At 41.5% G+C, this 26,048-nt stretch carries 30 protein-coding genes; 11 read left to right on the top strand and 19 right to left on the bottom strand.

What is annotated here, in order from left to right; all coding sequences use genetic code 11:
- Positions 1 to 2: 2 nt before the first annotated feature.
- Positions 3 to 578 carry a YufK family protein gene (locus ACGLYD_RS02135; protein WP_338653359.1) on the bottom strand — a complete coding sequence of 192 codons (576 nt, stop codon included), beginning with the start codon at positions 576 to 578 and terminating at the stop codon, positions 3 to 5.
- Positions 579 to 972: 394 nt separating this feature from the next.
- Between ACGLYD_RS02135 and ACGLYD_RS02130 the strand changes: the two genes are divergently transcribed.
- Genes ACGLYD_RS02130 through mnhG form a run of 7 tightly spaced genes read left to right on the top strand, consistent with a single transcriptional unit; the run spans position 973 to position 6,746 of the window.
- Positions 973 to 3,384: a Na+/H+ antiporter subunit A gene (locus ACGLYD_RS02130; RefSeq protein WP_399631097.1), complete on the top strand. Its 2,412-nt coding sequence runs from the start codon at positions 973 to 975 to the stop codon at positions 3,382 to 3,384.
- Positions 3,371 to 3,793, top strand: coding sequence for a Na(+)/H(+) antiporter subunit B (locus ACGLYD_RS02125; protein WP_340765898.1), 423 nt, complete (start codon positions 3,371 to 3,373; stop codon positions 3,791 to 3,793). The genes ACGLYD_RS02130 and ACGLYD_RS02125 overlap by 14 nt, the downstream gene beginning before the upstream one ends.
- A complete protein-coding gene (locus ACGLYD_RS02120; RefSeq protein ID WP_067206413.1) occupies positions 3,793 to 4,134 on the top strand; it encodes a Na(+)/H(+) antiporter subunit C in 342 nt (113 codons plus the stop codon). Before ACGLYD_RS02125 ends, ACGLYD_RS02120 begins: the two co-directional genes overlap by 1 nt.
- Positions 4,127 to 5,614, top strand: coding sequence for a Na+/H+ antiporter subunit D (locus tag ACGLYD_RS02115; RefSeq protein ID WP_338656921.1), 1,488 nt, complete (start codon positions 4,127 to 4,129; stop codon positions 5,612 to 5,614). The genes ACGLYD_RS02120 and ACGLYD_RS02115 overlap by 8 nt, the downstream gene beginning before the upstream one ends.
- A gap of 7 nt (positions 5,615 to 5,621) precedes the next feature.
- A complete protein-coding gene (locus ACGLYD_RS02110) occupies positions 5,622 to 6,101 on the top strand; it encodes a Na+/H+ antiporter subunit E (RefSeq protein WP_067206407.1) in 480 nt (159 codons plus the stop codon).
- Positions 6,098 to 6,379: a Na(+)/H(+) antiporter subunit F1 gene (locus ACGLYD_RS02105; RefSeq protein ID WP_067206405.1), complete on the top strand. Its 282-nt coding sequence runs from the start codon at positions 6,098 to 6,100 to the stop codon at positions 6,377 to 6,379. Before ACGLYD_RS02110 ends, ACGLYD_RS02105 begins: the two co-directional genes overlap by 4 nt.
- Positions 6,363 to 6,746 (top strand): monovalent cation/H(+) antiporter subunit G, encoded by a 384-nt coding sequence (gene mnhG / locus ACGLYD_RS02100; RefSeq protein WP_067206403.1) that lies wholly within the window; start codon positions 6,363 to 6,365, stop codon positions 6,744 to 6,746. The genes ACGLYD_RS02105 and mnhG overlap by 17 nt, the downstream gene beginning before the upstream one ends.
- A 185-nt stretch (positions 6,747 to 6,931) precedes the next feature.
- Here mnhG and ACGLYD_RS02095 read toward each other — a convergent pair whose 3' ends face one another.
- The gene (locus ACGLYD_RS02095) at positions 6,932 to 7,207 is read right to left on the bottom strand and encodes a hypothetical protein (protein ID WP_187046919.1); all 276 of its coding nucleotides are present in this window, start codon (positions 7,205 to 7,207) and stop codon (positions 6,932 to 6,934) included.
- A gap of 63 nt (positions 7,208 to 7,270) precedes the next feature.
- A complete protein-coding gene (locus tag ACGLYD_RS02090; protein ID WP_067206398.1) occupies positions 7,271 to 8,782 on the bottom strand; it encodes a leucyl aminopeptidase in 1,512 nt (503 codons plus the stop codon).
- A gap of 157 nt (positions 8,783 to 8,939) precedes the next feature.
- Here ACGLYD_RS02090 and ACGLYD_RS02085 point away from each other — a divergent pair, with 157 nt between their 5' ends.
- On the top strand, positions 8,940 to 9,416 hold the full coding sequence (locus ACGLYD_RS02085) for a divergent PAP2 family protein (protein ID WP_187046917.1): 477 nt from the start codon (positions 8,940 to 8,942) through the stop codon (positions 9,414 to 9,416).
- A gap of 49 nt (positions 9,417 to 9,465) precedes the next feature.
- On the opposite strand, the gene ACGLYD_RS02080 is transcribed toward ACGLYD_RS02085, so the two are convergent.
- The 4 genes from ACGLYD_RS02080 to ACGLYD_RS02065 all read right to left on the bottom strand — a co-directional run bounded on the left by ACGLYD_RS02080 (position 9,466) and on the right by ACGLYD_RS02065 (position 12,572).
- Complete coding sequence (locus ACGLYD_RS02080; protein ID WP_257722502.1) at positions 9,466 to 9,792, bottom strand: YuiB family protein; 327 nt, start codon at positions 9,790 to 9,792, stop codon at positions 9,466 to 9,468.
- A gap of 107 nt (positions 9,793 to 9,899) precedes the next feature.
- Positions 9,900 to 10,397, bottom strand: coding sequence for an NUDIX domain-containing protein (locus ACGLYD_RS02075; protein WP_067206392.1), 498 nt, complete (start codon positions 10,395 to 10,397; stop codon positions 9,900 to 9,902).
- A gap of 344 nt (positions 10,398 to 10,741) precedes the next feature.
- The gene (locus ACGLYD_RS02070; protein ID WP_067206389.1) at positions 10,742 to 11,959 is read right to left on the bottom strand and encodes an NAD(P)/FAD-dependent oxidoreductase; all 1,218 of its coding nucleotides are present in this window, start codon (positions 11,957 to 11,959) and stop codon (positions 10,742 to 10,744) included.
- 250 nt (positions 11,960 to 12,209) lie between these two features.
- Positions 12,210 to 12,572 (bottom strand): iron-sulfur cluster assembly accessory protein, encoded by a 363-nt coding sequence (locus ACGLYD_RS02065; protein WP_067206387.1) that lies wholly within the window; start codon positions 12,570 to 12,572, stop codon positions 12,210 to 12,212.
- Positions 12,573 to 12,702: 130 nt separating this feature from the next.
- On the opposite strand from ACGLYD_RS02065, the gene ACGLYD_RS02060 reads away from it, so the two are divergent.
- Positions 12,703 to 13,380 (top strand): DUF2225 domain-containing protein, encoded by a 678-nt coding sequence (locus ACGLYD_RS02060; protein ID WP_187046916.1) that lies wholly within the window; start codon positions 12,703 to 12,705, stop codon positions 13,378 to 13,380.
- A gap of 37 nt (positions 13,381 to 13,417) precedes the next feature.
- On the opposite strand, the gene ACGLYD_RS02055 is transcribed toward ACGLYD_RS02060, so the two are convergent.
- The gene (locus ACGLYD_RS02055; RefSeq protein ID WP_187046915.1) at positions 13,418 to 13,654 is read right to left on the bottom strand and encodes a NifU family protein; all 237 of its coding nucleotides are present in this window, start codon (positions 13,652 to 13,654) and stop codon (positions 13,418 to 13,420) included.
- 85 nt (positions 13,655 to 13,739) lie between these two features.
- On the opposite strand from ACGLYD_RS02055, the gene ACGLYD_RS02050 reads away from it, so the two are divergent.
- Positions 13,740 to 14,069, top strand: a complete 330-nt coding sequence (locus tag ACGLYD_RS02050) for a YuzD family protein (RefSeq protein WP_067206379.1) — start codon at positions 13,740 to 13,742, stop codon at positions 14,067 to 14,069.
- A gap of 378 nt (positions 14,070 to 14,447) precedes the next feature.
- Here ACGLYD_RS02050 and ACGLYD_RS02045 read toward each other — a convergent pair whose 3' ends face one another.
- The gene (locus ACGLYD_RS02045; protein WP_187046913.1) at positions 14,448 to 15,515 is read right to left on the bottom strand and encodes an NAD(P)/FAD-dependent oxidoreductase; all 1,068 of its coding nucleotides are present in this window, start codon (positions 15,513 to 15,515) and stop codon (positions 14,448 to 14,450) included.
- A 332-nt stretch (positions 15,516 to 15,847) separates the two neighbouring features.
- On the opposite strand from ACGLYD_RS02045, the gene ACGLYD_RS02040 reads away from it, so the two are divergent.
- Entirely contained in the window at positions 15,848 to 16,084 is a 237-nt protein-coding gene (locus ACGLYD_RS02040; protein ID WP_067206374.1) for a YuzB family protein, read from the top strand.
- A 39-nt stretch (positions 16,085 to 16,123) separates the two neighbouring features.
- On the opposite strand, the gene ACGLYD_RS02035 is transcribed toward ACGLYD_RS02040, so the two are convergent.
- The 10 genes from ACGLYD_RS02035 to ACGLYD_RS01990 form a co-directional block, all read right to left on the bottom strand.
- Positions 16,124 to 16,888, bottom strand: a complete 765-nt coding sequence (locus ACGLYD_RS02035; protein ID WP_067206371.1) for a TIGR01457 family HAD-type hydrolase — start codon at positions 16,886 to 16,888, stop codon at positions 16,124 to 16,126.
- A gap of 2 nt (positions 16,889 to 16,890) precedes the next feature.
- Positions 16,891 to 17,340 carry a DUF86 domain-containing protein gene (locus ACGLYD_RS02030; protein ID WP_342537680.1) on the bottom strand — a complete coding sequence of 150 codons (450 nt, stop codon included), beginning with the start codon at positions 17,338 to 17,340 and terminating at the stop codon, positions 16,891 to 16,893.
- Between the two features lie 524 nt (positions 17,341 to 17,864).
- Positions 17,865 to 18,185: a YutD-like domain-containing protein gene (locus ACGLYD_RS02025; RefSeq protein ID WP_067206367.1), complete on the bottom strand. Its 321-nt coding sequence runs from the start codon at positions 18,183 to 18,185 to the stop codon at positions 17,865 to 17,867.
- Between the two features lie 18 nt (positions 18,186 to 18,203).
- Complete coding sequence (gene lipA / locus ACGLYD_RS02020; protein WP_067206365.1) at positions 18,204 to 19,163, bottom strand: lipoyl synthase; 960 nt, start codon at positions 19,161 to 19,163, stop codon at positions 18,204 to 18,206.
- A gap of 142 nt (positions 19,164 to 19,305) precedes the next feature.
- Positions 19,306 to 20,013, bottom strand: coding sequence for an ABC transporter ATP-binding protein (locus tag ACGLYD_RS02015; protein WP_067213852.1), 708 nt, complete (start codon positions 20,011 to 20,013; stop codon positions 19,306 to 19,308).
- 2 nt (positions 20,014 to 20,015) lie between these two features.
- Complete coding sequence (locus ACGLYD_RS02010; protein WP_338653368.1) at positions 20,016 to 20,795, bottom strand: ABC transporter ATP-binding protein; 780 nt, start codon at positions 20,793 to 20,795, stop codon at positions 20,016 to 20,018.
- Positions 20,785 to 21,735 (bottom strand): branched-chain amino acid ABC transporter permease, encoded by a 951-nt coding sequence (locus ACGLYD_RS02005; protein ID WP_067206360.1) that lies wholly within the window; start codon positions 21,733 to 21,735, stop codon positions 20,785 to 20,787. The genes ACGLYD_RS02010 and ACGLYD_RS02005 overlap by 11 nt, the downstream gene beginning before the upstream one ends.
- 13 nt (positions 21,736 to 21,748) lie before the next feature.
- Positions 21,749 to 22,624: a branched-chain amino acid ABC transporter permease gene (locus ACGLYD_RS02000; protein WP_067206357.1), complete on the bottom strand. Its 876-nt coding sequence runs from the start codon at positions 22,622 to 22,624 to the stop codon at positions 21,749 to 21,751.
- Positions 22,625 to 22,757: 133 nt separating this feature from the next.
- Positions 22,758 to 23,951, bottom strand: coding sequence for an ABC transporter substrate-binding protein (locus ACGLYD_RS01995; protein WP_399631084.1), 1,194 nt, complete (start codon positions 23,949 to 23,951; stop codon positions 22,758 to 22,760).
- Between the two features lie 399 nt (positions 23,952 to 24,350).
- A complete protein-coding gene (locus ACGLYD_RS01990; protein WP_187046909.1) occupies positions 24,351 to 25,922 on the bottom strand; it encodes a Na+/H+ antiporter NhaC family protein in 1,572 nt (523 codons plus the stop codon).
- Positions 25,923 to 26,048: the final 126 nt, after the last annotated feature.

The following is a 26,048-nucleotide window of genomic DNA, read 5'->3' as shown; positions in this document are numbered from 1 at the left end:
GGCTAGTCCGTTTTACTACCAATGAAAGGCAAACTCGCAATTACCCCATTATAAAGCTTCAACAGAATATAGATGATGGTTGAAACTAGTATCGCCCAAACCAGAATTTCAAAAACGAGAAGTCCAATCGTGCTGACGATTGTCATGTATTTGCTTAATTTGAAAACGACATACACGAAGTAGATGAACGTTGTCAGTAAAAATACAGCTGTTAATAGGCTAATCGAATTGATGCCACCTACCGATGCAAGCGCGCCGAAAAAGTAGATGACATTGCCTCCGCGAGCTTCGCTATACGATTTCCCCTCCACATCCTTCGAAAAGAATAACATCGCGGTTTCATGAATCGTTTCCGCAATCAATTTTAACGCTGAAAAAACCATAAAAAATAACAATGCATAGATAACTAGCAGAAAAATACGTAATTGTATATCGGTCAAAAACTCTCGCATGCCGGCATACAAACCAATTCCTTTAAATAGTTCCACTGACACGCCAACTGTGTATACTCCGAATGTTAAACTGAATAAGACAATTGTTACAAACGGTAAATAACCAAATATGTATGGATTTTTCATTTCTAACACCTCAAACGCAAATTAGTTCTTCGTTTCTATACTATAAGAAGAGAGACCGAATAGGCAACAAAATCCAGAATCGTCCCACACTTACTATTTTTCAATTAGACAACTTCCGCATGCTGTGATATAGTTACCTCAATCAAATAAATGAACGTACTTGGAGGAGTCTGTCACCAGGGGGTATCTATGCCCTTTTGTGATGGACTTTTTGCATTTTTTGATTAAAACAATGAAAGGAAGAAAAGATAAGGTAATCGTAACAATTTTAAAATTTACCGTCCCGACGTTGAAAATGATGTATGAATTCAGAACAGCCAATGACTATTAGATCCCTTTTGCTTAGCATCACGTTTATACATAACTGTTTCATTCATTAGGAAGGAGGATTTTCTTGAATTTTGTATTACTGATTTTCCTGCCGATTGTGGCAGCCCTATTCGTTCCATTGCTAGTTAGGAAACTGAAAGACATACACACTGGGTGGTTCGTTTTACTCGTCCCTGTCTCCCTCTTCATTTTTTACATAGGATTTCTTAAAACAACAATGGACGGCGGGCATGCTATAGCAGAATTGCAATGGATTCCTTCACTCGGCATTTCGTTCGTGTCGTATATTGATGGACTCAGCCTGCTGTTTACCTTGCTTATTACAGGCATCGGTGCACTCGTTGTGCTCTACTCCATCTTTTATCTTGATAAGCGTAAAGAAAAGCTGAATCACTTTTACGTTTACCTGCTCATTTTCATGAGCGCCATGTTAGGTGTTGTCCAATCTGATAACGTTATATCCCTTTATTTATTCTGGGAGCTAACATCCATTTCGTCATTCCTACTTATTGGCTATTGGAATACACGTGACGGTTCACGATTTGGTGCATTGAAATCAATGATGATCACTGTATTTGGTGGACTAATGATGCTTGGAGGATTCGTTCTGTTAGGGATTATGGGAGATACGTTTTCCATCCGCGAACTTATCGCTAACGCCCCCACTTTTGTAGGACATGAATTCTTTACATTGGCGCTCGTTCTCGTACTACTTGGTGCTTTTACAAAGTCAGCACAGTTCCCGTTCCATATTTGGTTACCGGATGCAATGGAAGCGCCTACACCGGTCAGTGCCTATCTACATTCAGCAACGATGGTGAAAGCAGGTCTTTACCTCGTCGCCCGATTTACACCTATTTTCGCTGTTTCTGAAGTTTGGATTTGGCTCGTAGCTGGTATCGGACTTCTGACATTATTCTGGGGATCTTTCTTTGCAGTGAAACAGACTGATTTAAAAGCGATTCTTGCTTTCTCGACAGTCAGTCAGCTTGGACTTATCATGTCTCTGCTCGGAGCAGGTGCGCTTGCCTATCACTCGGATGACCCCATTTTCAAATTCGCAACATTTGCAGCGATCTTCCATTTGATCAACCACGCAGTCTTCAAAGGGAGCTTGTTCATGATTGCTGGTATTGTCGATCATGAAACGGGTACGCGCGATATCCGAAAACTCGGCGGATTGATGAGCATTATGCCCGTCAGTTTCACGGTTGCGTTCATCGGTTCAATGTCGATGGCAGGTCTGCCGCCATTCGGCGGTTTCCTGAGTAAGGAAATGTTCCTTCAGTCGATGCTGACCATTCGCCATTTTGAACTGTTCAACTTTGCAACATGGGGAATTATCTTCCCTGTTATCGCTTGGATTGCCAGTGTTTTCACATTCATTTATAGCTTTTACTTTGTATTTAAGACGTTCGCTGGAAAACAAAAAAGTGAACCTCTTCCTACTAAACCGCATGAAGCACCTGTCGGGATGCTTGTATCTCCCGTCATTCTTGCTACGCTCGTTGTTGGCATCTTCTTCATACCGAACTTGATTGGAAAATGGTTTGTAAAACCAGCTGTCATGGCTGTCCAGCCTGATTTATACAGCCATCCTTCTGAAGTTGCCGTTCACGTCGCAGCATGGCACGGAATTGCTGCTCCAGAATTATGGATGACGGTTTCGCTTGTCGGAGTCGGTCTCGTTCTATTCTTGACCTTGGCGAGATGGCAGAAACTGTATGACATTCAACCTGAATACTTGTCATTGAATGCCCTGTATGACTCAGCCATGTTCGTTAGTGAAGGTGGAATGAACAAACTTTCCCGCTTCTATATGACTGGTTTAATCCGCACATATCTGATTTATATGTTTGCTTTTATTGCTGCCATTACAGCGGCGACGTTATTCATCAAAGAAGCTTTCATAGTTGATATGGAGAGTTTTGCCCCTGTCAACTTATATGGAGTTCTGACTGCTATTGTTCTGGTTATCGCAGTTTGTATGGTTCTACTTGCGAAGACAAGACTGTCAGCAATCATTGCTCTAGGTGCCGTCGGTTATTCGGTTGCTTTATTCTTCGTTATTTTCAAAGCACCGGATTTAGCGCTTACACAACTCGTTATTGAAACGATATCTGTTGCTTTATTCTTGTTAGCCTTTAAACATCTACCGTCTCTGAACAATCACGGCCAAACAAAACGCAACAAGATTGGCAATTTGATTATTGCGGCTGGTGTCGGAATAACGGTGACATTGGTTGCCTTATCGGCTCATTCACAAAAATTGATTCCATCTATCTCGCAGTATTACAAAGATACAGTTTATACAGAAGCGGGTGGCGGGAATATCGTCAACGTTATTCTTGTAGATTACCGTGGATTTGATACATTATTTGAAATTGCTGTGCTGTCAATCGCGGGGATTGCCGTACTTGCTATGATTCGCCTGAAATTGTCAAAAAAGGAGGAGAATACGGATGAAAACAAATGATGTCATTTTACAAACTACAACAAAACTCGTATTCTTCATCATCTTCCTTTTTTCAATCCACATTTTCTTTGCGGGACATTATACACCAGGTGGCGGTTTCGTTGGAGGATTGCTTACTACTGGAGCAATCGTTCTTCTCTTACTCGCTTTCGATTTGAAAACGGTACAAAAAGCACTGCCTTTCAACTTCACAATTATGACAGGCATCGGCTTATTGCTTTCTCTAGGAACGGCAGCAGGCTCAATTTTTTTCAACGTTCCTTTCTTTACACATGCTTTCGACGATTTCACTTTGCCGTTGTTCGGAACAACTTCCCTTCATACAGCAATGATTTTTGATGCAGGTGTCTACCTTGTTGTCGTTGGGGCAGCCGTTACAATGATTCAATCGATTGGAGGAGATGCGTAATGGAGTTTATAATGGCCATCGTCATCGGAATTCTTTTCATGGCAGCTGTCTATCTGATTCTTTCCAGGAGTATCCTCAAAATCATACTCGGGACAGGCCTATTGAGCCATGGTGCTCACTTGCTCATTCTTACAATGGGCGGTCTTGGTGGCACATCTCCGCCAGTCGTGGCAGAAGGCGTAACAGATTATGCAGATCCTTTGCCACAGGCGCTTATTTTAACAGCGATTGTTATTAGCTTCGGTGTGACAGCATTCATCCTTGTATTAGCTTATCGGACGTATGCTGAGCATCAGACAGACAATATGAATCTTATGAGGGGAAATGACGAACATGATTAATCTACTTCTATTTCCAATCATTTTGCCATTCCTGTTCGCAATTATTCTCCTCTTTTTTAAGGAGAACGTCAGGGTACAACGATCATTAACATGTGTCGGCCTGCTGATTAGCTTGGTTGCTGCACTTTTCCTAGTTGCAAAAGTGAAAGCGGATGGTGTTCAGGCAATCACACTTGGAAGCTGGCCCGCACCTTTCGGAATTTCAATGGTTTCCGATATGCTGTCTGCATTACTTGTTACCACAACAATCTTGATCACACTTTTTGTTGTACTATACAGTTTCACTGCAATTGGCGAAGAGCGGGAGCGCTTCTTTTATTACCCCGCCATCCTATTCATGATTACAGGCATCAATGGCGCATTTACAACAGGTGATATTTTCAATATGTTCGTATTCTTCGAAGTACTGCTCATCGCCTCTTACCTATTAATCGTTTTAGGCGGCGAGAAAAAACAACTTCGTGAATCAATGAAGTACATACTCGTCAATGTCATTTCATCTGCATTATTCGTTATTACAGTTGCTTACCTCTACTCTGTTATTGGTACATTAAATATGGCCGATATTTCAGTGAAGATTGCAGAGATTGGACAACCCGGTATTATAACCGTGATTGCAGTGCTCTTTTTAATCGTATTCGGCGTAAAAGGATCCCTGTTCCCGCTTTACTTCTGGCTACCAGGATCTTATGCAGCGCCTCCAATACCGGTGCTGGCACTATTCGGTGCATTGCTGACTAAAGTCGGTATCTATGCAATCATCCGAACGTATACGCTGTTCTTCGTACACGATATCGGATTTACACATGGTTTATTATCTGCACTGGCATTGCTCACGATTATTGCCGGCTGCATTGGTGCCCTTGCCTATTTCGATGTAAAACAAATTATTATTTACAATATCATCATTGCAGTGGGTGTTATTTTATTCGGTGCTGCACAAATGAACGAGGCTGGTTTAACGGGTGCCGTTTTCTATTTGATCCATGACATGCTCATTAAAGGGGCTTTGTTCCTTCTGATCGGCATTATTGTTTACGTAACCGGAACCTCTAACTTACGTAAGATGGGTGGGTTAATGAAAACCCATGCGCCACTTGGCTGGATGTACCTAATTGCTGCATTTGGACTAGCGGGCATTCCGCCATTAAGCGGTTTCGTCGGTAAGCTTCTTATTGTTAAAGGGGCATTCGAGGCAGGCAATGTCTTGGGGAGTATAATCATCCTGGCATCAAGCCTTGTGGTCCTGTTGTCTGTCATCCGGATTTTCATCTATGCGTTCTGGGGAGACCCAACAACTGTGGAATTGCCAACGACAAACCGACGGACGTACCGGAAGATGATGATACCTGCTGCAGCATTAGTCATTCTCTCTGTACTCTATGGCGTTGGTACTGAATGGCTCATTCCCTATATGACGGACGCAACAGACGTATTACTACAACCATCCATCTATATTGATGCGGTGTTAAAGGAGTAGATGAACGATGGCATTTCAACTATTATTGAACTTTTTCATCGCTCTCGTCTGGATGTTCATGAGCACCTCATTCACCGCTTCAACATTCATCATTGGGTTCTTGATTGGTCTGCTTTTGATCATTATGACGAGACGCTTTTTCCCTGGTAGACTTTACATCTGGCGACTTTGGGCAACGTTTAAACTAGCACTACTCTTCTTCAAGGAGCTGACTTTGTCTAATATTTCAGTGCTGCAAGTCGTCTTACGGCCGAAGATGAATATTCAACCTATGATTTTCGCTTTGCCAACTGACCTTGAACATGACTGGGAAATTACATTGCTATCGAGCCTGATCACATTGACACCGGGAACAATTGTGTTGAACGTTTCTGATGATCAAAAAACGCTTTATATCCATGCCATTGACGTCGATGATGTTGATGACGCAATTGATTCAATCAAAAATTCATTCGAAAAAGCCATTAAGGAGGTAAGCCGACCATGACGACATTCATATGGGTTTGTCTAATCCTTGTCCTGCTGTCGATTGCCGGTATGCTGTACCGTGTGTTCCGCGGTCCTTCTATTCCGGATCGGCTCGTCGCACTGGATGGGATTGGTGTCATGCTTATTTCAGCAATCGCTCTACTATCAGTCATCTTCGATACCGGATTTTTCATGGAAGTCATCTTGCTTATTGCAATTATGTCATTCATTGGAACCGTATCATTCTCAAAATTCATTGAGAAAGGAGAGATAATCGAACGTGATCGTACTAGCTAATAGCCTCATCGTCCTTACAATCGTCGTTGGCATCGTTTTCACTATCGTAACCGTCATTGGCATCATTCGTTTACCGGACGTCTATACGAGGGCGCATGCCGCTTCTAAGAGTGCAACTTTGGGTGTGCTTAGTATTCTGCTAGGTGTGTTTTTTCACTTTTGGTTGAAGGAAGGCCATTTTAGTATTCAACTTCTACTGGCAATTGCATTTCTGTTCATTACCTCTCCGATTGGCGGACATCTTATGAGCCGCGCAGCTTATATATCGGGCGTCAAACCGACAGAACTAACTGTTGGTGATGATCTTGCAGAAGTTATCAAGCAAGCTAAACTAAAGAATCCTCCAACTCATCAGAAGGAAGACTAAGCTTTGAATGAGTGAAAAACGCACCCCTTATTAGATAAGGGGTGCGTTTTTTGGATGATGATAGTTATGCTCGGCATGAGGTGGGTTATGCTCGCCATGGATGACTTTATGACCGTCATACCGATTTTCCCCACTAAAAAAATGCCTGCCAGCCGAAAACTCAGTTGACAGGCATTTTCATCTTTTTAGTATGGCCCGTAATATCCGTATGGTTGATACGGATAGTATGGGTATGGATACGGTGGGTATGGATAGGATTGGTATCCGCCGCCATATCCGTATCCGCCACCAGGAAACAATGCACTTCCTAATAAACTACCAGCAAATCCGCCAATGAAAGGTCCGCCAAAGTCACCAAAACCGAATCCTCGACCGAAGCCACCGCGACCAAAACCACCACGGCCAAAACCTCCACCTCGACCTCGACCATATCCGCCACCACCGTGAAATCCTCTAGTCATAATCATTCCCCTCTCCTACTTATCCTATTCAAATAAGACTAATAGGAAAGAGGCAATCGCCTATTACACTTCTCTATCGGTTTCGGCTAGCCGTTCAACAAGCGTCGCTAGCGTCCGTACCATGACTCCAGTTGCACCTTTAGGCCCTAAATCATGTGCAGCAACCGCATCCGATGTCCCCGCAATGTCAAGATGTATCCAAGGCGTGTCGCCAACAAACTCCCCTACAAATCCACCGCCAAAGATCATATGTCCGTCTCTTCCTGGCGAGTTATTCAGGTCTGCCACATCACTTTTACGTAGTCTTTTCTTATCGTTTTCCGTTAACGGAAGTCTCCAGACGAATTCATCCGTTTCCATGGATGCCTGCATGAACTCTTCGAAGAATTCTTCATCATTTGTAAGCGCCCCTGTCTTGTCCATACCAAGCGCGACGATAACGCCGCCTGTCAGTGTCGCAACGTCAATCAGACAGTCTGCGCCTGCCTGCTTAGCGTATGTAACCGCATCTGCAAGAACAAGACGTCCTTCAGCGTCTGTATTGAGCACCTCTATCGTCTTCCCACTAAGTGATGTGATAACATCATCTGGTTTAAAAGCATCCCCGGAAACCATATTGTCCGTTGACGCGATCACAGCGATGACATTTTTCGCAGGACGCAACTCTCCTATGATTGTCATTGCCCCTAGGACTGCAGCCGCACCGCCCATATCACCTTTCATACCAACCATTCCGTCTTTCGTTTTCAATGAATAGCCGCCGGTATCATAGGTAATTCCTTTGCCAACAAGACCGATAACATCTTCCCATTTTTCAGTTGCAGCATACTTCATGACGATTAACTTAGGCTCTTCCACTGAACCTTTATTGACTGCTAGAATAGCGCCCATACCGAGTTCTTCCATTTCTTTCTTACCAAGTACCTCAATTTCAAAATCATATTTTTCAGCGACTTCACGTGCATAGTCAGCCATTTTAGTCGCCGTTAATATATTAGGCGGCATATTAACTAGATTTCGTGCTTCATTAACCGCGTATGCATGTACTTTCCCTACTTCAAAGGCCGCTTTCAGCTCATCTTCATCAAATGAAGATAAGAATGACAATGTTTCAAGTGCAACATCGCGTTCATTTGAATCCGTGCGGTATCCTTCAAACTTGTACATGCCAAGTCCAATACCCTCCGTTGCCGCAAAAACAACATCCTCACACGTTAACTTGTCATTCGTGAATGGAGCCGTCCAAATAGCGGCAGAGGCCGCTTTCATGCTTGCAAGCTCTTTTCCGACCGCCGCAAATACTTGACGCAAACGATCCTCCGTCAATTCCTTATGCAAACCAAGCCCGATAAATATTACACGCTTGTAGCCTCCAGTTTCTACGGATGGCATTTTAACAATACTTTTGAACTCAGTTTTAACATCTCCAGATTTAACCCATTCTGGTAAACGGGAACTGAATGAACTGACGAAGCCGTCCCAGCCTGTTATATTTTCCGGATGTTCGGGTACACCAATTACAAGTACTTCTGCTTCTACATTATCAAAATTCGGTTCCAATATTATTGTTTTCATTTGACAACCTCCAATTTTACCTACATTCTTTAGTATAGCCTAAATTTTCAGCCCTTCGTAGTAATTCATTCGGAATCCGTACTAACTTGTTTTTATAGCACGTCATTATGGTATACTGAATACACAATTTTTGTACTTTATAGAGGAGTCGAAGTAAATGGCCTTATTACAAAATACCCCGTTAATTGCGGCATTATTCGGTATTATCTTTGCTCAATTCGTCAAAATCCCGATTCATTATTTCCTGGAAGGTAAACTTGACTGGAAATTAATGACTTCAACAGGAGGGATGCCCAGCTCTCATTCGGCTGCAGTTACATCATTGACGACTGCAATCGCTTATGAAGAGGGATTAGATTCACCTATGTTTGCCGTGTCTGCCATCTTTGCTGTCATCGTCATGTTTGATGCAACGGGAATTCGTTACCAGGCAGGACAACAAGCACTGATTATCAATCAAATGCGAGTAGACTTCCAAACGTTCGTTCAAGAAGCAAAAGGCTGGCAGCAGAAAGATGGACAACAAAAAATTCAAGAGTTAAAAACGTTGCTAGGTCACAAACCAAGTGAAGTGTTTGCAGGAGCTGTAACTGGTATCCTTATCTCTGTTATTATCTATTCATTCATTATCTAACTACGAAAAAAGGTGTGTTCAAGCATAATCGCTTGAACACACCTTTTTCTTAAAACATTTGGTAACCTTGTTTTCTTAATAACTTAATAACAAAACCTGAAATAATCGCTCCGACAAGTCCACTTGCTAAAATGAGGATATCAGCTGTATGGAGTGCCATAGCTTTGTCACCAAGAAGCTGGAACGCGTATTTCGGTTTCGTGACATATTCATATACACGTACTTCATCAATAATTAGTATGACGACAATTGGATAAATGATGGCCATCAACCATGTCATTCGAAGAAGCATATTCAATAAGAATCCTATTCCAAAAAACATTACTATGAAAATCATTATAGATAAAACGACGTGCGTTAATGAAATCGTTCCCAATGTGACTACCTCCGTTTTCCATTCACTATTTTACAGGAACGAATGAACGCTTTCAACATTACACGACTCGTTCAATAATTTGTCGATTTTATCCCTGTTGTAATAGATCACTTTTTGAAAAATAGTTTATAAGAAGTATAACCGAATTGATCGCCCGGGTTGATATTTTCAATTTCATCAAACCCTGATTCGATCACCTTTTCCGCAATTTCATGAATCATCACAGAGACGTCCTTATCTTCCTTTAAATCGAATGGACTCTTCCATGCGACTTCTGAAATCTCTCTCAACTCCGGAATTAAAATCTGTCCTTTAGTAGTAGGCGTCAACAAGAATATGGCCATGTTGTCGCTCACCTCTCCATTCAATACGCCTGTACGAAACCCAATCATTCCTTCGAGCTGACAGACAACACCTGTTTCTTCCTTTACTTCACGAATCGCTGCGCAATCTGCAGTTTCATCACCATCAACAAATCCTGCCGGTATGGACCATAAACCTTTTAAACCACCGTAGTTTTTCCTAACAACAAGCCACTGTCCTTCGCTATTCACAACAAGCCCTGCCGCGCCAAGCCATACATTACCTCGCATTTTTCGTGACATTTAGGATCCTCCTCATAAGAAAAGCGTAAGCGCCTTGGTAGACCCGAAAAGCGCTGGAGGGCCTTAAGATAAAGGCGTTCTTTGCCTTTAACTTAAGGACTGAAGCGACTCGAGGGGCTAGGCGTTGGAGTCTAGACAATTAGAAAAGCGTAAGGCGCCGTCCGTCCCCGACAGGCATAAGACGGTTTGCGAGGAGGCGTATTTCTGCCTCCACAGCAAAACGGCTTATGACCCGAGGGGTTGGCGCCTGGAGCCTAGAAACCACTCCAAGTGAATAACTAATACTTTCTTATCTTTTAAAAAAGCACCCGCCGTCAAGGACGGGCGAGTGCTTCAGAAGTGTTTTATTTAAGTAAGTTGAATTTACCTTTTTTCAGTGTAAGACCTACTCCGCCAATCATGAAGAGCGCACGATTATCAATCATTTTCTTCATGAATGAAGCTTTAGTACCCGTTACTTTTTTACCGAATACGACACCAATTGCATCGCTATCTCCAAGTGAACAAACGCTACCTTTTAAATCAGGTGTAAAGTCAGAAGTTGGTTCACCTTTCATAAGTGCGATGATGTTATTCGCACACATGTCACCTTGTTGCATAGCAATTTGTGCAGTAGGTGGGAATGGACGGTTCACTGCTTCGTTAATCATAAGTGCGCAGTCTCCAACGATGAATACATCGGAATGACCCGGTGCACGAAGATCTTTGTCTACTTTAACACGAGCACGCATGTTTTCGATACCCGTTTCTTCGATTAGACGGTTACCACGGACACCTGCAGCCCAAACGACTGTGCCAGCTTTGACGAATTCAAATACGTCTTCGCCTTTTTTAATATTAACGCCTTCAGGAGTAGCTTCTACAACTGGCGTACCAATCGAGAATTCGATTCCTTTAGAGTTCAAATGCTTAACAGCATAATCTACAAGCTCAGGGTCAAATCCTGGAAGAACCATTGGCGCTGCTTCTACGCATAGTACGCGTACCTTTTCTTGTGGAACGTCGAACTCTTTGCAAAGTTCAGGTACACGGTTACCAAGCTCGCCAAGGAACTCGATGCCTGTGAAGCCCGCTCCTCCAACGATAATTGTCAGACGGCTATCGTCTTTAACTTCTTCAGTTGACCAAGTCGCAAATTGATATTCGATATGTTCGCGAATTTGACGTGCTGCTTTAACGTTGGCAATAGAAAATGCATATTTATCAAGACCTGGAATACCAAATGTTTCGCCTTCAAAACCAAGTGAGATAACAAGGTAATCGTATGTATGTGTACCAACATTTGTCGTTACGACTTTCCCAGTAACGTCGATTGCTTGAACTTCAGCTTGGACGAATTTTACTTTATTACTGTTAATAACATCTTTGATATCATAACGCACTGATTCAGGAGACATTGTTCCTGCAGCTGCTTCATGAAGCCATGTCGATTCATAGTGATACTCATTTTTGTTTATAAGAACGATATCTGCATCGTCTGCTCCAAGAGATTTTTGCAAGTTAACAACTGTTGTTAAACCGCCATAACCCGCGCCTAATACTAAAATTGTCGGTCTTTTCACGAAGATCGAAACCACCTTTGATTTTTTTATGTGCCCGGCCCACGTGAAATCGGTACACCGACGATTTACACAGTCCCGGCCTTTGTCATTTTTTCGACAAACTTCTATCTCTTATAGTAGCCCTTTTGATGGGGCTTTTCAATAGTATATTTGAAATAGCAAATATTTGAAAATACTGACTAAAAAAACACAACTATAATTCGACAAAAAAAGCTCTCCTAAGTATGATTTAGGAGAGCTAGAAAAGGAATCAGCAGTCCGCTGGAGTTCCTTCTTTCTTAGCTGTTCTGAATGACGTTCCACAACCGCAAGAAGCAATTGCATTGGGATTATTTATGGTAAATCCGCCCCCCATAAGGGACTCTTTATAATCGACTTGTGTGCCTTCAAGAACGCCGGCATCTTCACTAGAAACGAGAATTTGTAAACCATGCTGTTCAAGCAGAAGATCATCCGGTGACTTTTCAGTTTCAAAACCCATTCCGTATGTCAAACCACTACATCCTCCGCCGTTCACAGCGACACGCAGGAATGACCCTTCTTCCTCATTATGACGCATCATTTCTCTTACATGAATTGCTGCAGCTTTAGTAACCTCAACAACTTGTGTCATTCGTGTTCACCTTCCCTTTGTTTTCTTCCTTCTATAATAGCAATTAAATCGAGCAAAACGCAATCATATTAACTCCAGTGTTGAAGGATATACGCTATAATGAGTTAACTAGTACGAAAGGTGGGTCTACATGGAAATCAGCCCTTTTTATGATAAAAAAGTTGCATGCATTTATTGTAAGCAAAACTTCACTACCACAAAAATTCGCTCAAGATTCATTCGGGTTTCATCCCACGAAAGTGACTTCAAACCTGTCTACTCAAATCCAGAGGTAAATCCAATCTTTTATAACGTTGCAGTCTGCCCTCACTGTGGCTTCTCTTCTACCGATGATTTTTCCTCTTATTTTGCTCCTGGCACAGAAGAAGACATAGCTGCACGAATCACATCTCAATGGAATGGCCGATCTTTCAGTGCAGCACGTGATATCAATGAAGCCATTGAAACTTATAAGCTTGCCTATTTAAGCGCCATGTTCAAAAAGGAAAATGTTCTTACACTGGCAGGACTTACCTTACGAATTGCTTGGTTATATCGTGATAAAGGAGCGGAGGTAGAAGAACAACGTTTTCTAACAATCGCACGAAATTTCTATACTACAGCGTTTTCAGAAGGAGATTTCACCGGAACCCAAATGTCAGAAACAAGGGTATTGTATTTGATTGCAGAATTATCTTGGAAAATCGGTGATGAGAATGAGGCAATAAAAAGCTTTTCGCGCATTCTAGAACGCCAACGCACATCCTCTGAACCGAAGCTCATCGAGATGACAAAAGAACGATGGCAAGATATTCGGGCAATAAAATAGAAAAGACGGACCGAAATTCGGACCGTCCCACTTAAAATCAAAATACTTGTTCTACCTCAACGACACCTGGAACTTCTTCCAAAAGTGCGCGTTCGATCCCTGCTTTTAGTGTAATCGTCGAGCTTGGGCATGTACCGCAAGCACCAAGAAGACGAAGTTTCACGATGCCATCCTCGATATCCACAAGTTCACAGTCTCCCCCATCACGTAGGAGGAATGGACGTAATTTATCTAATACTTCTTGTACTGGTTCAGTTAACGCTGTATCTGTCATTGTTTTTTAACTCTCCTTTCCTTATACTTATTATAAACTGGAAAGAAGAAAAAATCCAACAATCAATCGGGAGGGGACAATTAATATGAGTATCACTACTACAATCATTGAAATTTATGGTGCAGATATCATCTGTGCAAGCTGTGTCAATTCACCTTCATCCAAAGACACATACGAATGGCTTCAAGCTGCTATCGATAGAAAGTACCCGAATCAGCCATACGATATCACTTACATTGATATCGAGTCTACTGTTTCCGACGACAAACACAAAAAAATTGTCCAGCAAATACAGGACGATGAGTTCTTCTATCCGCTAGTCATGATCAACGACGAAATGATAGGTGAAGGCTATATTCAATTAAAACCGGTATTTGCTGCGCTTGAAAAGAACGGCTATATAGCTGAATCTTAAACTGATAAAATTTCAAGATAAATGAGAAGAACAAAAGCGCTGAAGTCTATATGGTCGGTGCTTAATAAATAGAATGTTCTTCCAACACCGCTTTGTCGCTTGGTGATGGCCTCAAGTAATAAGCCCGCCAGAAGATCCCTTGGGAGGGATTGAACTGCATCCCTCCTTGGTCTTATTGCTTCGACTCACACTTGTCGCTCCTTCGCTAGATTTGTTCGTTATACTGATGAGGTTTATCACCTAGTTAATGCTAAATAAGTAGTGACGAATATATAGACGTAAAATCTCTACGTTACAACTTGCCCACAATACGAGATTTATAATTTCCTAGACAATAAAAAAAACCTTATTCGCGACTATGCGAATAAGGTTTTTTTGTCAACCATTATGCCATTTGTACATCCAGAGCACACCAGACTTCAACAATCGTGCAATACGGCCTGTTACAGTACGGTCAGCAAGGTATGCAAATCCTTGCTTCTTACCAAGGGATCCGAGGAACCCTTTCAGCTTGATTTCCGGCATAGTTTCCGGAAGTGGTTCGTTGTTCCAAACGTTACGTAATATGCGTACAATCTGTTCCGCCTGTTCCTCAGCTACTTGCGCACTTGGAGCATAAGGAAGCGCCGCACAGTCTCCTACGATATAGACATCGTTAAATTCAGGCAACTGATGATACTTGTTCAGTACAACCCGACCTGATCCGTCTTTTTCCGTATCAATTTTTTCCACAGGTGCAACCGGGCGAATCCCAGCTGTCCAGACAACCGCATCAACCGCGATTGTTTCTTCGTGGTTAAATAGGGTCGTCGGTTCCACTTTTGTAATGTTAGAACTCGCAACGACGTCTACATTATGTTCGTCAAACCACCCTTTAACATAATTACTAAGTCTCTCAGGGAAGTCCCTCAAAATCCGGGGGCCGCGATCGAACAGCTTAATGTTCAAATCGGGTCTACTTTCCCGGAGTTCGCTAGCAAGTTCGATCCCACTTAAGCCGGCTCCAACAATACCAATCGTTGCACCACTACCAAGACCAAGAAGTTTTTCGTACGTAACCCTGGATTTACCAATCGTCTGAATACTATACGTGTACTCTGCCGCTCCTGGTACGTCATGATAGTTATCTTCACAGCCAAGCCCAATTACCAATTCGTCATACATGATTTGCACGCCATCATCAAGATAGACGCACTTCTCATCCGGCCTGATTTCTATTATTTCTCCGCCAACAACTTTCAGCCTATCATGTTCCGGAAGTGGAACACGCACGACTGAGTCCGATACAGTTCCAGATGCAAGCGCATAAAATTCCGTCTTCAAACTATGAAACGGAGTCCGATCGACAAGCGTTATTTCGACATCACTCGGCAATTCTTTTGTCAATAAACGTAGTAAAATGCGCATATTCCCATATCCGGCACCTAATAATACAAGTTTTCTCATAAGTTTTCTCCTTCGTAATCCATTAATCCGTTGTTTTCCCAATTACGATTATATCAGTTTGTGACATGCTTCACAATGATTCACGGTAAAGTGCAATTTTAATCAACATGAATAATTTCTTTATGATTTTAAAAAACCTTTAAATCAGCTTCGACTCCCCCATACAAGGTCATCTACGCTGAATTTATGAAGGTATTCACACGTTCAACACATATAATTATTTAGTCTCACCCCATAGAACGTGGTTAATTTAGTCGGTCCATCCGGTAATGCCAGATTGTTGACGTGCGAAGAAAAAAAGAGTAGGATTTCAAATAGGTGAGGTGATCATCGTGAATCCGATTGTCGAATTTTGCATGAGTAATATCGCAAACTATTCGCAAGAAACATTTGAAAAATTGGAGAAAGATCCAAATCTTGATGTTCTTGAGTATGGTTGTTTAAGTTACTGTACAAAATGTTCAGAATCGCTGTATGCAATCGTCAATGGTGAAATCGTCGAAGCAGATACAAACGACGAGCTGACCGAGCGCATCTATCAATATATAGAAGACAATCCGCTCTTTTGAGCATTATGGCTAACCGCCCTTTTCAGGCGGCTAGCTTTTTTATATTATCCAATCAAGTAATGTCTGGTACGAATAAGTCGGTTGCTGCGATTTCAAGAGTACTTCTTTTGGCGAAGTGACGCCTCCTGCAACATGTATTGTATCAATGCCAAAACGAATTCCCGCTTGTATATCCGTATCGTAGTTATCACCAATCATAACCATCTCTTCTTTTCGAAAGCCGTTTTCTACCTGAATGAATTCAAGCATATGCGGCTCAGGTTTCCCAACAAATAGCGGCAATACCCCAGTTGCACTTTCCATTAAGGTGACAAACGATCCATTCCCCGGAACAAGTCCTCTTTCCGTGGGAAATGCTTTATCACTGTTTGTTGCAATGAAATGCGCGCCTCCCCGTAACGCCAGACAAGCATCCGCCAATTTCGCATACGTTATACTTCGGTCAATCCCCATGATAACAACATCGGGATTCGTTGCTGTGATTGCTATCCCTTCAGACGCTAATGCTTCTTCCAACCCTTTTTCACCAATCATCATAACAGATGCACCGCTATAATTTTCTTTACAGTACTTTGCGGCAGCAATCGCAGATGTCATGATGCGGTCAGAATCTGCGATTATTCCGAATGATGCCAGTTTCTCCCGAAGCTGCACACGTGTCATCGAAGAATTATTTGTGATGAAATAGGGATCGATTCCATTTTGTTGCATATTTCCAATGAAAGAGACCGCTTCCGAAATCGGTTCAGTCCCGCGGTAAACAGTTCCATCTAAATCAAGACAGATTGCTTTGTATTTATCCATAATCATTTCTCTTCCGGTAAGAAGGCAGATACTGGACCAAGCTCATTTTCAAGATAATGACGCACTTTTTTTGGAAACTCAAGGAGTTCATCCATTGAGGCATTCAATACTTCGATTATCATCCCAACGTCTACTTTAGTGAACTCACGCACAATCATTTTCCTAAGTTCAATTACCACTTTTAACGGTCCTGCCATTTCGGAAGTGATAACACGCTCGTCTTCCATTATGTCAATAATATCTTCGTAACTCCCTGGGTCACGCATGATAAAACCGTCAATCATCGAATTTCCGACGTCAATAATCGACTCGATAAGTACATTCGCTATCCGTTCAAGCGCAAGTGAATGGATAATATCCTTCTGCCACTCTTTTTCTTTTCTGTACAATTCAAGTAAAACTTCCATATGATTTAGCGATTCACTGATTTGGTTTCGGTCAACAAAATACATGGACTTTCCCTCCTGATTGTTCAACTATTTTCATCTTATGATACCATATTTGCGATACTAGATATTTTGAAATACAGATATCCCCTTGTAAGGCGCCTCCGCTCAGTATAAATAGGTATTCATTTGTTCTATATATAGGGGAAAATGAAAGCGTAAGCGAGACTGATTATATATATCCCGCAAAACGAGCGTTAACATACCGAGAGCAACCATATATACACACAAACGAGCATTTACCTCCCGCTACCAATCATATATACACACAAACGAGCATTTACGTCCCGCGACCAATCATATATACACGCAAACGAGCATTAACATACCGTAACCAATCATATATACACACAAACAAGCATTAACGTCCCGCAACCAATCATATATACATTCCAACCTAAGAACCTCCAGGCGCAGGATTCTGTTCGTGGACTATCATTTTTCAAAGGTTATCCATAGGTCGTGAATTTTATCATTTTCTATACAACAAAAAACTCGCGGGCAGATTCAAGATCCACGCGCGAGCCTAGTTATTCAGATACTTCAGGAGTTTCGGGAGTCTCTGCTTCCAGTTTAACCCGGCCTGATTTTTTCAATACAAAATAGGCACAGCCAAAATTACAGTATTCGTAAAGATAATCCTGTAAGGTGCTGATTTTTGTTTCATACGTTGCTTTCTGGTTTGTATCTTCGAAAAACCCTTTTAAACGGAGTTGTCCGTATCCCCAGTCCCCAAGTATGTAGTCGTATTTGAGGAGAACATCACTGTATCTTGCAAGCAAAGCCTCTTCATTAAATCCCTCACGGTAGTCTGTCAGTATATCAAATTGCCAGTTTTCTAAAATTATCAATCAACTTTCACCGCCAATTTAACTTTGCAGTGTTGTTTCAAGTTGTTCATCACCTTGACGCTGCCTTTCTTTTGCAGCCGCGTTCACCTGCTCATCAGCATGGTAACTCGAGCGTACGAGTGGACCTGCCTGACAGTGTGAGAACCCTTTGGACATTGCAATTTTTCTCAACTCGCCAAATTCTTGCGGCGAATAATACTTTTGTACTTTTAAATGTTTTTTACTAGGCTGTAAATACTGGCCTATTGTCATTATATCAACTTTATGCGCAATAAGGTCATCCATTGTCTCGAGAATTTCTTCATGTGTTTCACCAAGACCAAGCATCAAAGAAGATTTTGTAGGAATATCAGGTTGCATTTCTTTTGCACGAAGCAATAGTTCAAGTGAACGGTCATATGTCGCTCGCGCACGAACCCTTGGTGTTAGGCGACGTACCGTTTCGATATTGTGATTCAAGATATCTGGTTTAGCATCCATGAGTCGCTCAAGGTTCTCATAAACGCCGCCCATATCAGATGGCAGAACTTCAACTGTTGTAAATGGATTTTTTCTACGAATTGCACGGATTGTTTCTGCAAATACCGCAGATCCTCCATCTTTCTGATCATCACGCGCTACTGCTGTAACAACTGTATGCTTTAAATTCATAAGCGCAACAGAATCTGCAACGCGTTCTGGTTCTGCAAGATCTAGTTCTGTTGGTAAACCTGTTTTAACGGCGCAAAAACGGCATGCACGTGTACAAACTGCACCAAGAATCATAAATGTAGCAGTACGGCGCTCTCCCCAACATTCATGGATATTTGGACAACGAGCTTCTTCACATACAGTATTTAAATTATTCTCACGCATAATTTTTTTAAGGCCTGTATAGTTATCATTCGTATTTAGCTTGATTTTCAACCAATCGGGTTTTCTAACGTGTTCCGTTCTGTTTCCCTGTTCCGGTTTGCATGACACGACGACCGACTCCATTCCTACAAACTTATAAAGTGTTTTCACTACTGTTGCTAATGTATCATATATTCAGACTTCAAACAACCATCCCTAGGGTCTAATTCGATTACCTTTACAAAGAAAGAGACAGTGCCAGTTACCAAGCACTGTCTCTTTTCAATTAATGGCCACCTAAGTAAGCATTCTTGATTTCTTCACTGGCATGCAGCTCCTCAGCAGTCCCTGAAAGAATGACACGCCCCGTTTCAATAACGTACGCACGGTTAGCAATTGACAAGGCCATATTGGCATTTTGCTCTACGAGGAGAATCGTTGTTCCCTCTTGATTAATATCCTTGACGACTTGAAAAATCGTCTTAACCATTAGTGGAGCCAGTCCCATTGAGGGCTCATCCAACAACAACAATTTCGGTCTTGCCAGGATAGCCCTACCCATCGCTAACATCTGCTGCTCTCCGCCAGACAGCGTTCCCGCTGATTGTTTGCGTCGTTCATGCAAGCGTGGAAAAATCTCATAGACTTTTTGGAAATCTTGTTGAATACCCGCTTTATCTTTTCTTAAAAAAGCACCTAATTCAATATTCTCTTCAACGCTCATATCTGCAAACACTCGTCTTCCTTCAGGTACATGGGAGATTCCTGCTTTTACAATGGCTTGGGCTTGCTTACCCGCTATTGAATCATTCAAATACTCTATAGTGCCTTCTTTTGGTTTTAATAAACCTGATAATGTTTTCAACAACGTACTTTTCCCAGCACCATTCGCACCAATCAATGTCACAATTTCTCCTTGATCTACATGTAATGAAACACCTTTAAGCGCATGAATACTACCATAATAGACGTTGAGGTTGTCAACTTTTAGCATACTCATTCGTCAACTTCCTCCCCTAAATAAGCCTCGATTACTTTCGGATTATTACGGATTTCTTCAGGAGTTCCTTCAGCAAGAAGTACACCATGATCCAATACGTAAATACGTTCACAAATCCCCATTACCAAATTCATATCATGTTCAATTAATAAAATAGTTAGATTGAATTTCTTACGGACAAATGCGATTAACTCCATTAGCTCTTTCGTTTCCTGCGGGTTCATCCCAGCAGCTGGTTCATCAAGTAGTAACAACTCCGGGCCTGCGGCTAATGCCCGTGCAATTTCAAGCCTCCGCTGCTTCCCATATGCAAGATTTTTTGCATCTTCATCTTTATATTTATCCAATTCAAAAATCTTGAGGAATTCCATTGCTTTTTCTTCCATTTCTTTCTCCCCAGAAAAATGGGATGGAAGGCGTAGCATAGAACTTAGAACTGAATGCTTCGCTAATGAGTGATAAGCAACTTTAACATTATCCAAAACGGATAGTTCATTGAACAACCTAATATTTTGGAATGTCCGACTAATTCCCCTGCGTGTTACCTGGTAAGGAGCCATACCATTAATGCGTTTCCCTTTGAATAAAATATCGCCTTCCGTAGGCTTATAAACACCTGTCAATAAGTTGAAACTCGTTGTCTTACCCGCTCCATTTGGACCAATGAGCCCAATAAGTTCACCTTGATTGATTTCCATATTGAAATTCGAAACTGCCTTCAGCCCGCCAAACTGTATACCTACATCTGTCACTCTCAGTAACGGTTCACTTGTCATGCTGGCTGCCTCCTTTCGAACCTCTCCATAACTTGAAGTAATCCGTTATTTCCATTGTGCCCATTAAGCCTTTTGGACGATAAAGCATAACAATGATAAGTACTAGACTATAGATAATCATGCGTGTTTCAGGATAACTTTGTAAGAATGTGGAAACGATTGTTAATAATATTGTTGCAACAATTGCTCCTGACAAACTTCCTAAACCACCCAACACAACATAGATCAAAATATCGATTGACTTTAAGAATCCAAAGTTAGCAGGTTGAATAATGTAAAAGTTATGTGCATACAAAGCCCCAGCAACTCCCGCAAAGAAAGAACCAATTGCAAACGCTAATACTTTGTAATACGTTGTATTGATTCCCATAGCGTCCGACGCAATTTCATTCTCTCGAACTGAGATACACGCGCGGCCATGCCTTGAATTTGTGAAATTGACGATAACTACTATTGTAACGAAAAGACAGATAAACGCAGAGGTCCATGTAGTTAAATGCGTCACTTGCATCCCTGCCGCTCCACCTACATATTCAATATTCAAGAAAACAATACGAATGATTTCCGCAAATCCAAGTGTAGCAATTGCTAGATAATCGCCGCGTAGCCGTAAACTTGGAATCCCAATGATTAGCCCTGCAATTGTAGCAATAACCCCTGCCGCTAAAATTGCAACTGGAAATGGCAGTTGGAATTTCATCGTCACGATTGCCGAAATATAGGCTCCCACTGCTAGGAATCCTGCATGACCAAGTGAAAACTGTCCTGTAACACCAATTACTAAGTGCAAACTGACGGCCAACATAATATTAATTGCCATAAAGATTAATGTATTAGAATGAAAATCATTTAATATACCTACACTTATGAGCACTTGAATAACCGTATAAACGATTAGAGATGAAGCAATAAATGACCAAAACTGTTTTGACTTTTTCATGATATTGTTTCACCTACACTTTCTCACGTGTATTTTTACCAAAGAGTCCCGACGGTTTGAAGATGAGTATTAAAATCAAAATGACGAATGCCGCAGCATCTCTCCAAAGAGAGAAACCAAGCGCACTGACAAATGTTTCTACTACTCCAAGCACAAGACCTCCAGCCATGGCTCCGGGAATAATTCCAATTCCACCAAGGACAGCTGCGACGAATGCTTTCAAACCAGGAATAATACCCATTAACGGGTCAATCTTTGTATAATAAATACCGAAAATAACGCCCGCTGCACCAGCCAAAGCTGATCCAATCGCAAACGTAGCCGAGATTGTGTTGTCAACATTAATTCCCATCAGCTTAGCTGCTTCAGCATCATAGGAAACAGCTCGCATCGCTTTTCCGATTTTCGTTTTATGTACAACAAATTGAAGAATGATCATCAATGTGACAGAAACAGAAAGAATTAGGATTGACTGACTGCTTATTTGAGCACCGAAAAAATCAAATGATTTATTGCGTAGTACTTCTGGATACGCATTAGGTTGCGCACCACGCATATAAATGACACCATTTTGAATAAGAAGTGACACCCCAATTGCAGTAATCAACGCCGCGATTCTTGTCGCATTTCGTAATCTTTTGTAGGCTATTCGTTCGATAAGAACGCCAATAACTGCGCAGGAAGCCATTGATAATAGTAGGGCAGGGATGAATCCAAGACCCCAACCCGCGATGGAGTAATACCCAATAAATGCACCAATCATAAAGATTTCACCATGTGCGAAGTTTATGAGTTTGATAATTCCATAAACCATTGTATAGCCTAGTGCAATTAACGCATAAATACTGCCGAGTGAAATACCGTTTATTAGCTGTTGTAACCATTCCATTAACTTTTCACTCCTTTTCCAGCTTTAAAATAAGGCTTAAAAAAGGAATGAGGGGAGGACATCCTCCCTCCATTCCTACAGTTTTAACTTCATTCAGCAGAAGTTTACCACTTCTATTAGTTGCGTGATTGATTTAAGGATTAACTTTTGTATTGAAGACTTGTTCGCCGTCTTTGTATTCAAGAATAGTAGCTGATTTGACAGGGTGATGGTTTTCATCAACCGAATACAAGCCAGTTACAAGCTCAAGATCTTTTGTTTCAGCTAGAGCATCTTTAATCTTCACAGAATCTGGACCGCCTGCACGTTTAATAGCATCAGCTAATAGATAAACCGTGTCATAACCAAGTGCATTAAATGCGTCAGGTGATTTACTATATTTGTCATTGAACTTTTTGTTGAATTCTTGAATGATACCGTCTGGATCTTCAGATGAATAGTGATTTGTTGTAAATGTGTTATTCAATGCTTCTGCACCGGCAAGTTCAAGTAGAATTGGAGAATCCCAACCATCTGCTCCCATAAGTGGAACAGTGATACCCATTTCACGAGCCTGTTTAACAATCAATCCTACTTCTTCATAGTATCCAGGGATGAAAATGAATTCAGGATTTGCTGCTTTAATGCGTGTAAGAGTTGAACGGAAATCAGAATCTTTACCTACGTAAGATTCTTCAGCAACAATTTTACCACCTGCAGCTTCAAAATCTTTTTTGAACGATGATGCAAGACCTTTTGAATAATCGCTTGCATTATCAGAGAAAATCGCTACGTTTTTAACACTAAGATCATTCGCTGCAAAGTTTGCTGCAACCGTTCCTTGGAATGGGTCAATAAATGACGTACGGAATACGAATTCATTAACGTCCCCGTTATCTTTAACTGTTACGTTCGGGCTTGTCCCAGATGGGCTGATAAGTGGAGTTTTGTTGCCATTAGCGATTTCAGCCTGTGCAACAGTAGCACCACTTGTAGCTGCTCCGATGATTGCAATTACTTTATCCTGAGTGATCAATTTAAGCGCTGCACTCGTTGCTTCGGCAGGCTCAGACTTATTATCGACTTTGACAAGTTCAATTTCCTTGCCATCAATACCGCCTGCAGCGTTAATTTCTTCAACTGCAAGTTCAATTCCCGATAGTTCGGAAGTACCGTAAGAGGCAACAGCACCTGATAATTCAAGGTTGACTCCGATTTTAATCGTATCGCCGCCCTTAGATCCACCTGTGCTTCCTTCCTCAGCTTTGTCCCCTGCACCACACCCTGCCAACAATCCGACTGCTAGAGCGGAAGCGGCAAATACACTTGCAAACTTTTTCAATTTCATATAAAATCCCCCTTTTGATTGATACTTCCGACAATTTAAATCGAACTAGTACGACAAACGATTTAGCATTCCGAAAGATATCATTTTGTTTCCGCTTACATGCTTATTGTAAAACAAACTTTCTATTCGGTCTATAGAGAGTTTTCAGTTCTCATCTTTCGAAGTTTAATTTCTTCGAATAAGTCTAACAGTTAATAGAAAGATCAGTTATACAATATCATCCTTTCCTAATACTTTTAACTAATCATTGAATGGAAGTTCACCATTTTCTGATTACTTTAGTCTTAACGCCTAGTATATATACCTATCTGACTATTGTCAAAACATTTTTTTGTTAGAAAACTATTTTAAACATAATAAAGAAGCGGTAAAAAGTTCACCGCTTCCAATCATTTACTATTATAAAGACAGCTGTGTTGCCTCTTTTTTAGCTTTCATCGTCCAAACAGAAAACAATACTACAAGAATAACAATAACACCAACTAGACCTATCCATATGGAGCCTGTGATACCTAAGATGATATAGCCCATTGTGGCCACCAATGCACAGATTAATGCATAAGGAAACTGTGTCGCAACGTGATCTATATGGTTACAGCCTGCACCTGTAGAAGATAGAATCGTTGTGTCAGAAATCGGTGAAGCATGATCGCCGAAAACTGCTCCCGCAAGTACTGCTGCAAGTGCTGGCAGTAACATTTCCGGTGCCGCGTCAATCATTATGGTGCCTGCAATCGGCATAAGAATACCAAATGACCCCCATGAGCTACCTGTCGAAAAGGCCATAATACAAGCAAGGATAAACATGATGACCGGCAGGAATGAAACCGATATATTCGATTTCAACACAAGCTCTGATAAATATAAGCCTGTTTCCAATTTTCCTATCAGGAATGATAATGACCACGCAAAAATAAGAATCAGCACAGGTGGCATCATTGCTTTCAATCCATTTATAAAGGCACTGCCAATAAGAGAATAGCTTGCCGTTTCATTATTTTTCATCTGTTGCATATATAATACTACCGCTATTAGCGTGGCGATAATTCCACCCGACAGTAATGCAAGAGAGACATCCGTATTTTCAAAAATTGACAAAAGGTTCATTGATCCGCCGGCTAAATAACCTGTCCAAATCATAACCGCAAATGTCACTGCAACAAGTGTGACGATTGGTGCGACTAAATCCCGAACGCGGCCATGTGCGTGTACTGGGAAGTCTTCTTTTAACTGACCTGGAATTGTTTTAGCAGGATCAAATAATTGACCTGTTTCTGTAGCAAGTTGTTCATGTCTCTTCATTTCGAATAGATCGAAATTGGTCCACGCAAGGAAAAACACCATTGCAAGTGTTGCAATAACGTAAAAATTCATAGGCGCCATCATAATGAAGGCAGATAGTGGTGAATAGCTAATCGCTGCAGCACCACCAAATATAAGTGCAAGTTGGCCTATTAAAAAGGCACCCCAACTTGAAATTGGTGAAATGACACAAATCGGTGCTGAGGTTGAATCGATGAAATAAGCTAGTTTTGCTCTTGAAACTCGATGCTGATCTGTAATCGGACGAGCAATTTGGCCAACTGCCAATGCATTGAAATAGTCATCCACAAAAATAGCTATACCGAGAAATACTGTGAGCAGTTTTGCACCACGTTTTGTTTTGATGTGCCGCACTGCCCATTCTGCAAATGCCCTGCTTCCACCGGATAAACTAACAAATGCAGTGATAACCCCTAATAGAAGGATGAAAAGGATAATGTAAATGTTCCCTGTATTCAGTCCACCATCCCAAAATGTAGCCTTAACTGACTCCAATAAATTTTTTAATGATTCAACAGGTCCGAACGACGCCGCCAGCAGAGCACCTGAGACTATTCCTGCTCCGAGCGACAACAGCACCCGTTTAGTTGCAAACACCATAATAATTGCGATTAGTGGTGGTAAAATGGATACCCATGTTCCTATCATCTACTATTCCTCCATTTAGTCGGGTTGAGGCCCTGTATAGGGGGAATAAAAAAACGGCTACTAATTACACTCAGCAGAGTGCATCAGGAGCCGGCTTTATCTACGTTTCGTTTGTTGGATAACTAA

Source organism: Sporosarcina sp. SG10008 (assembly GCF_044569405.1).
In the GTDB taxonomy this organism is placed as follows: Bacteria; Bacillota; Bacilli; order Bacillales_A; family Planococcaceae; genus Sporosarcina; species Sporosarcina psychrophila.
The sequence above is the reverse complement of the archived record's forward strand: the minus strand, read 5'-3'. Positions and strand labels throughout refer to the sequence as shown.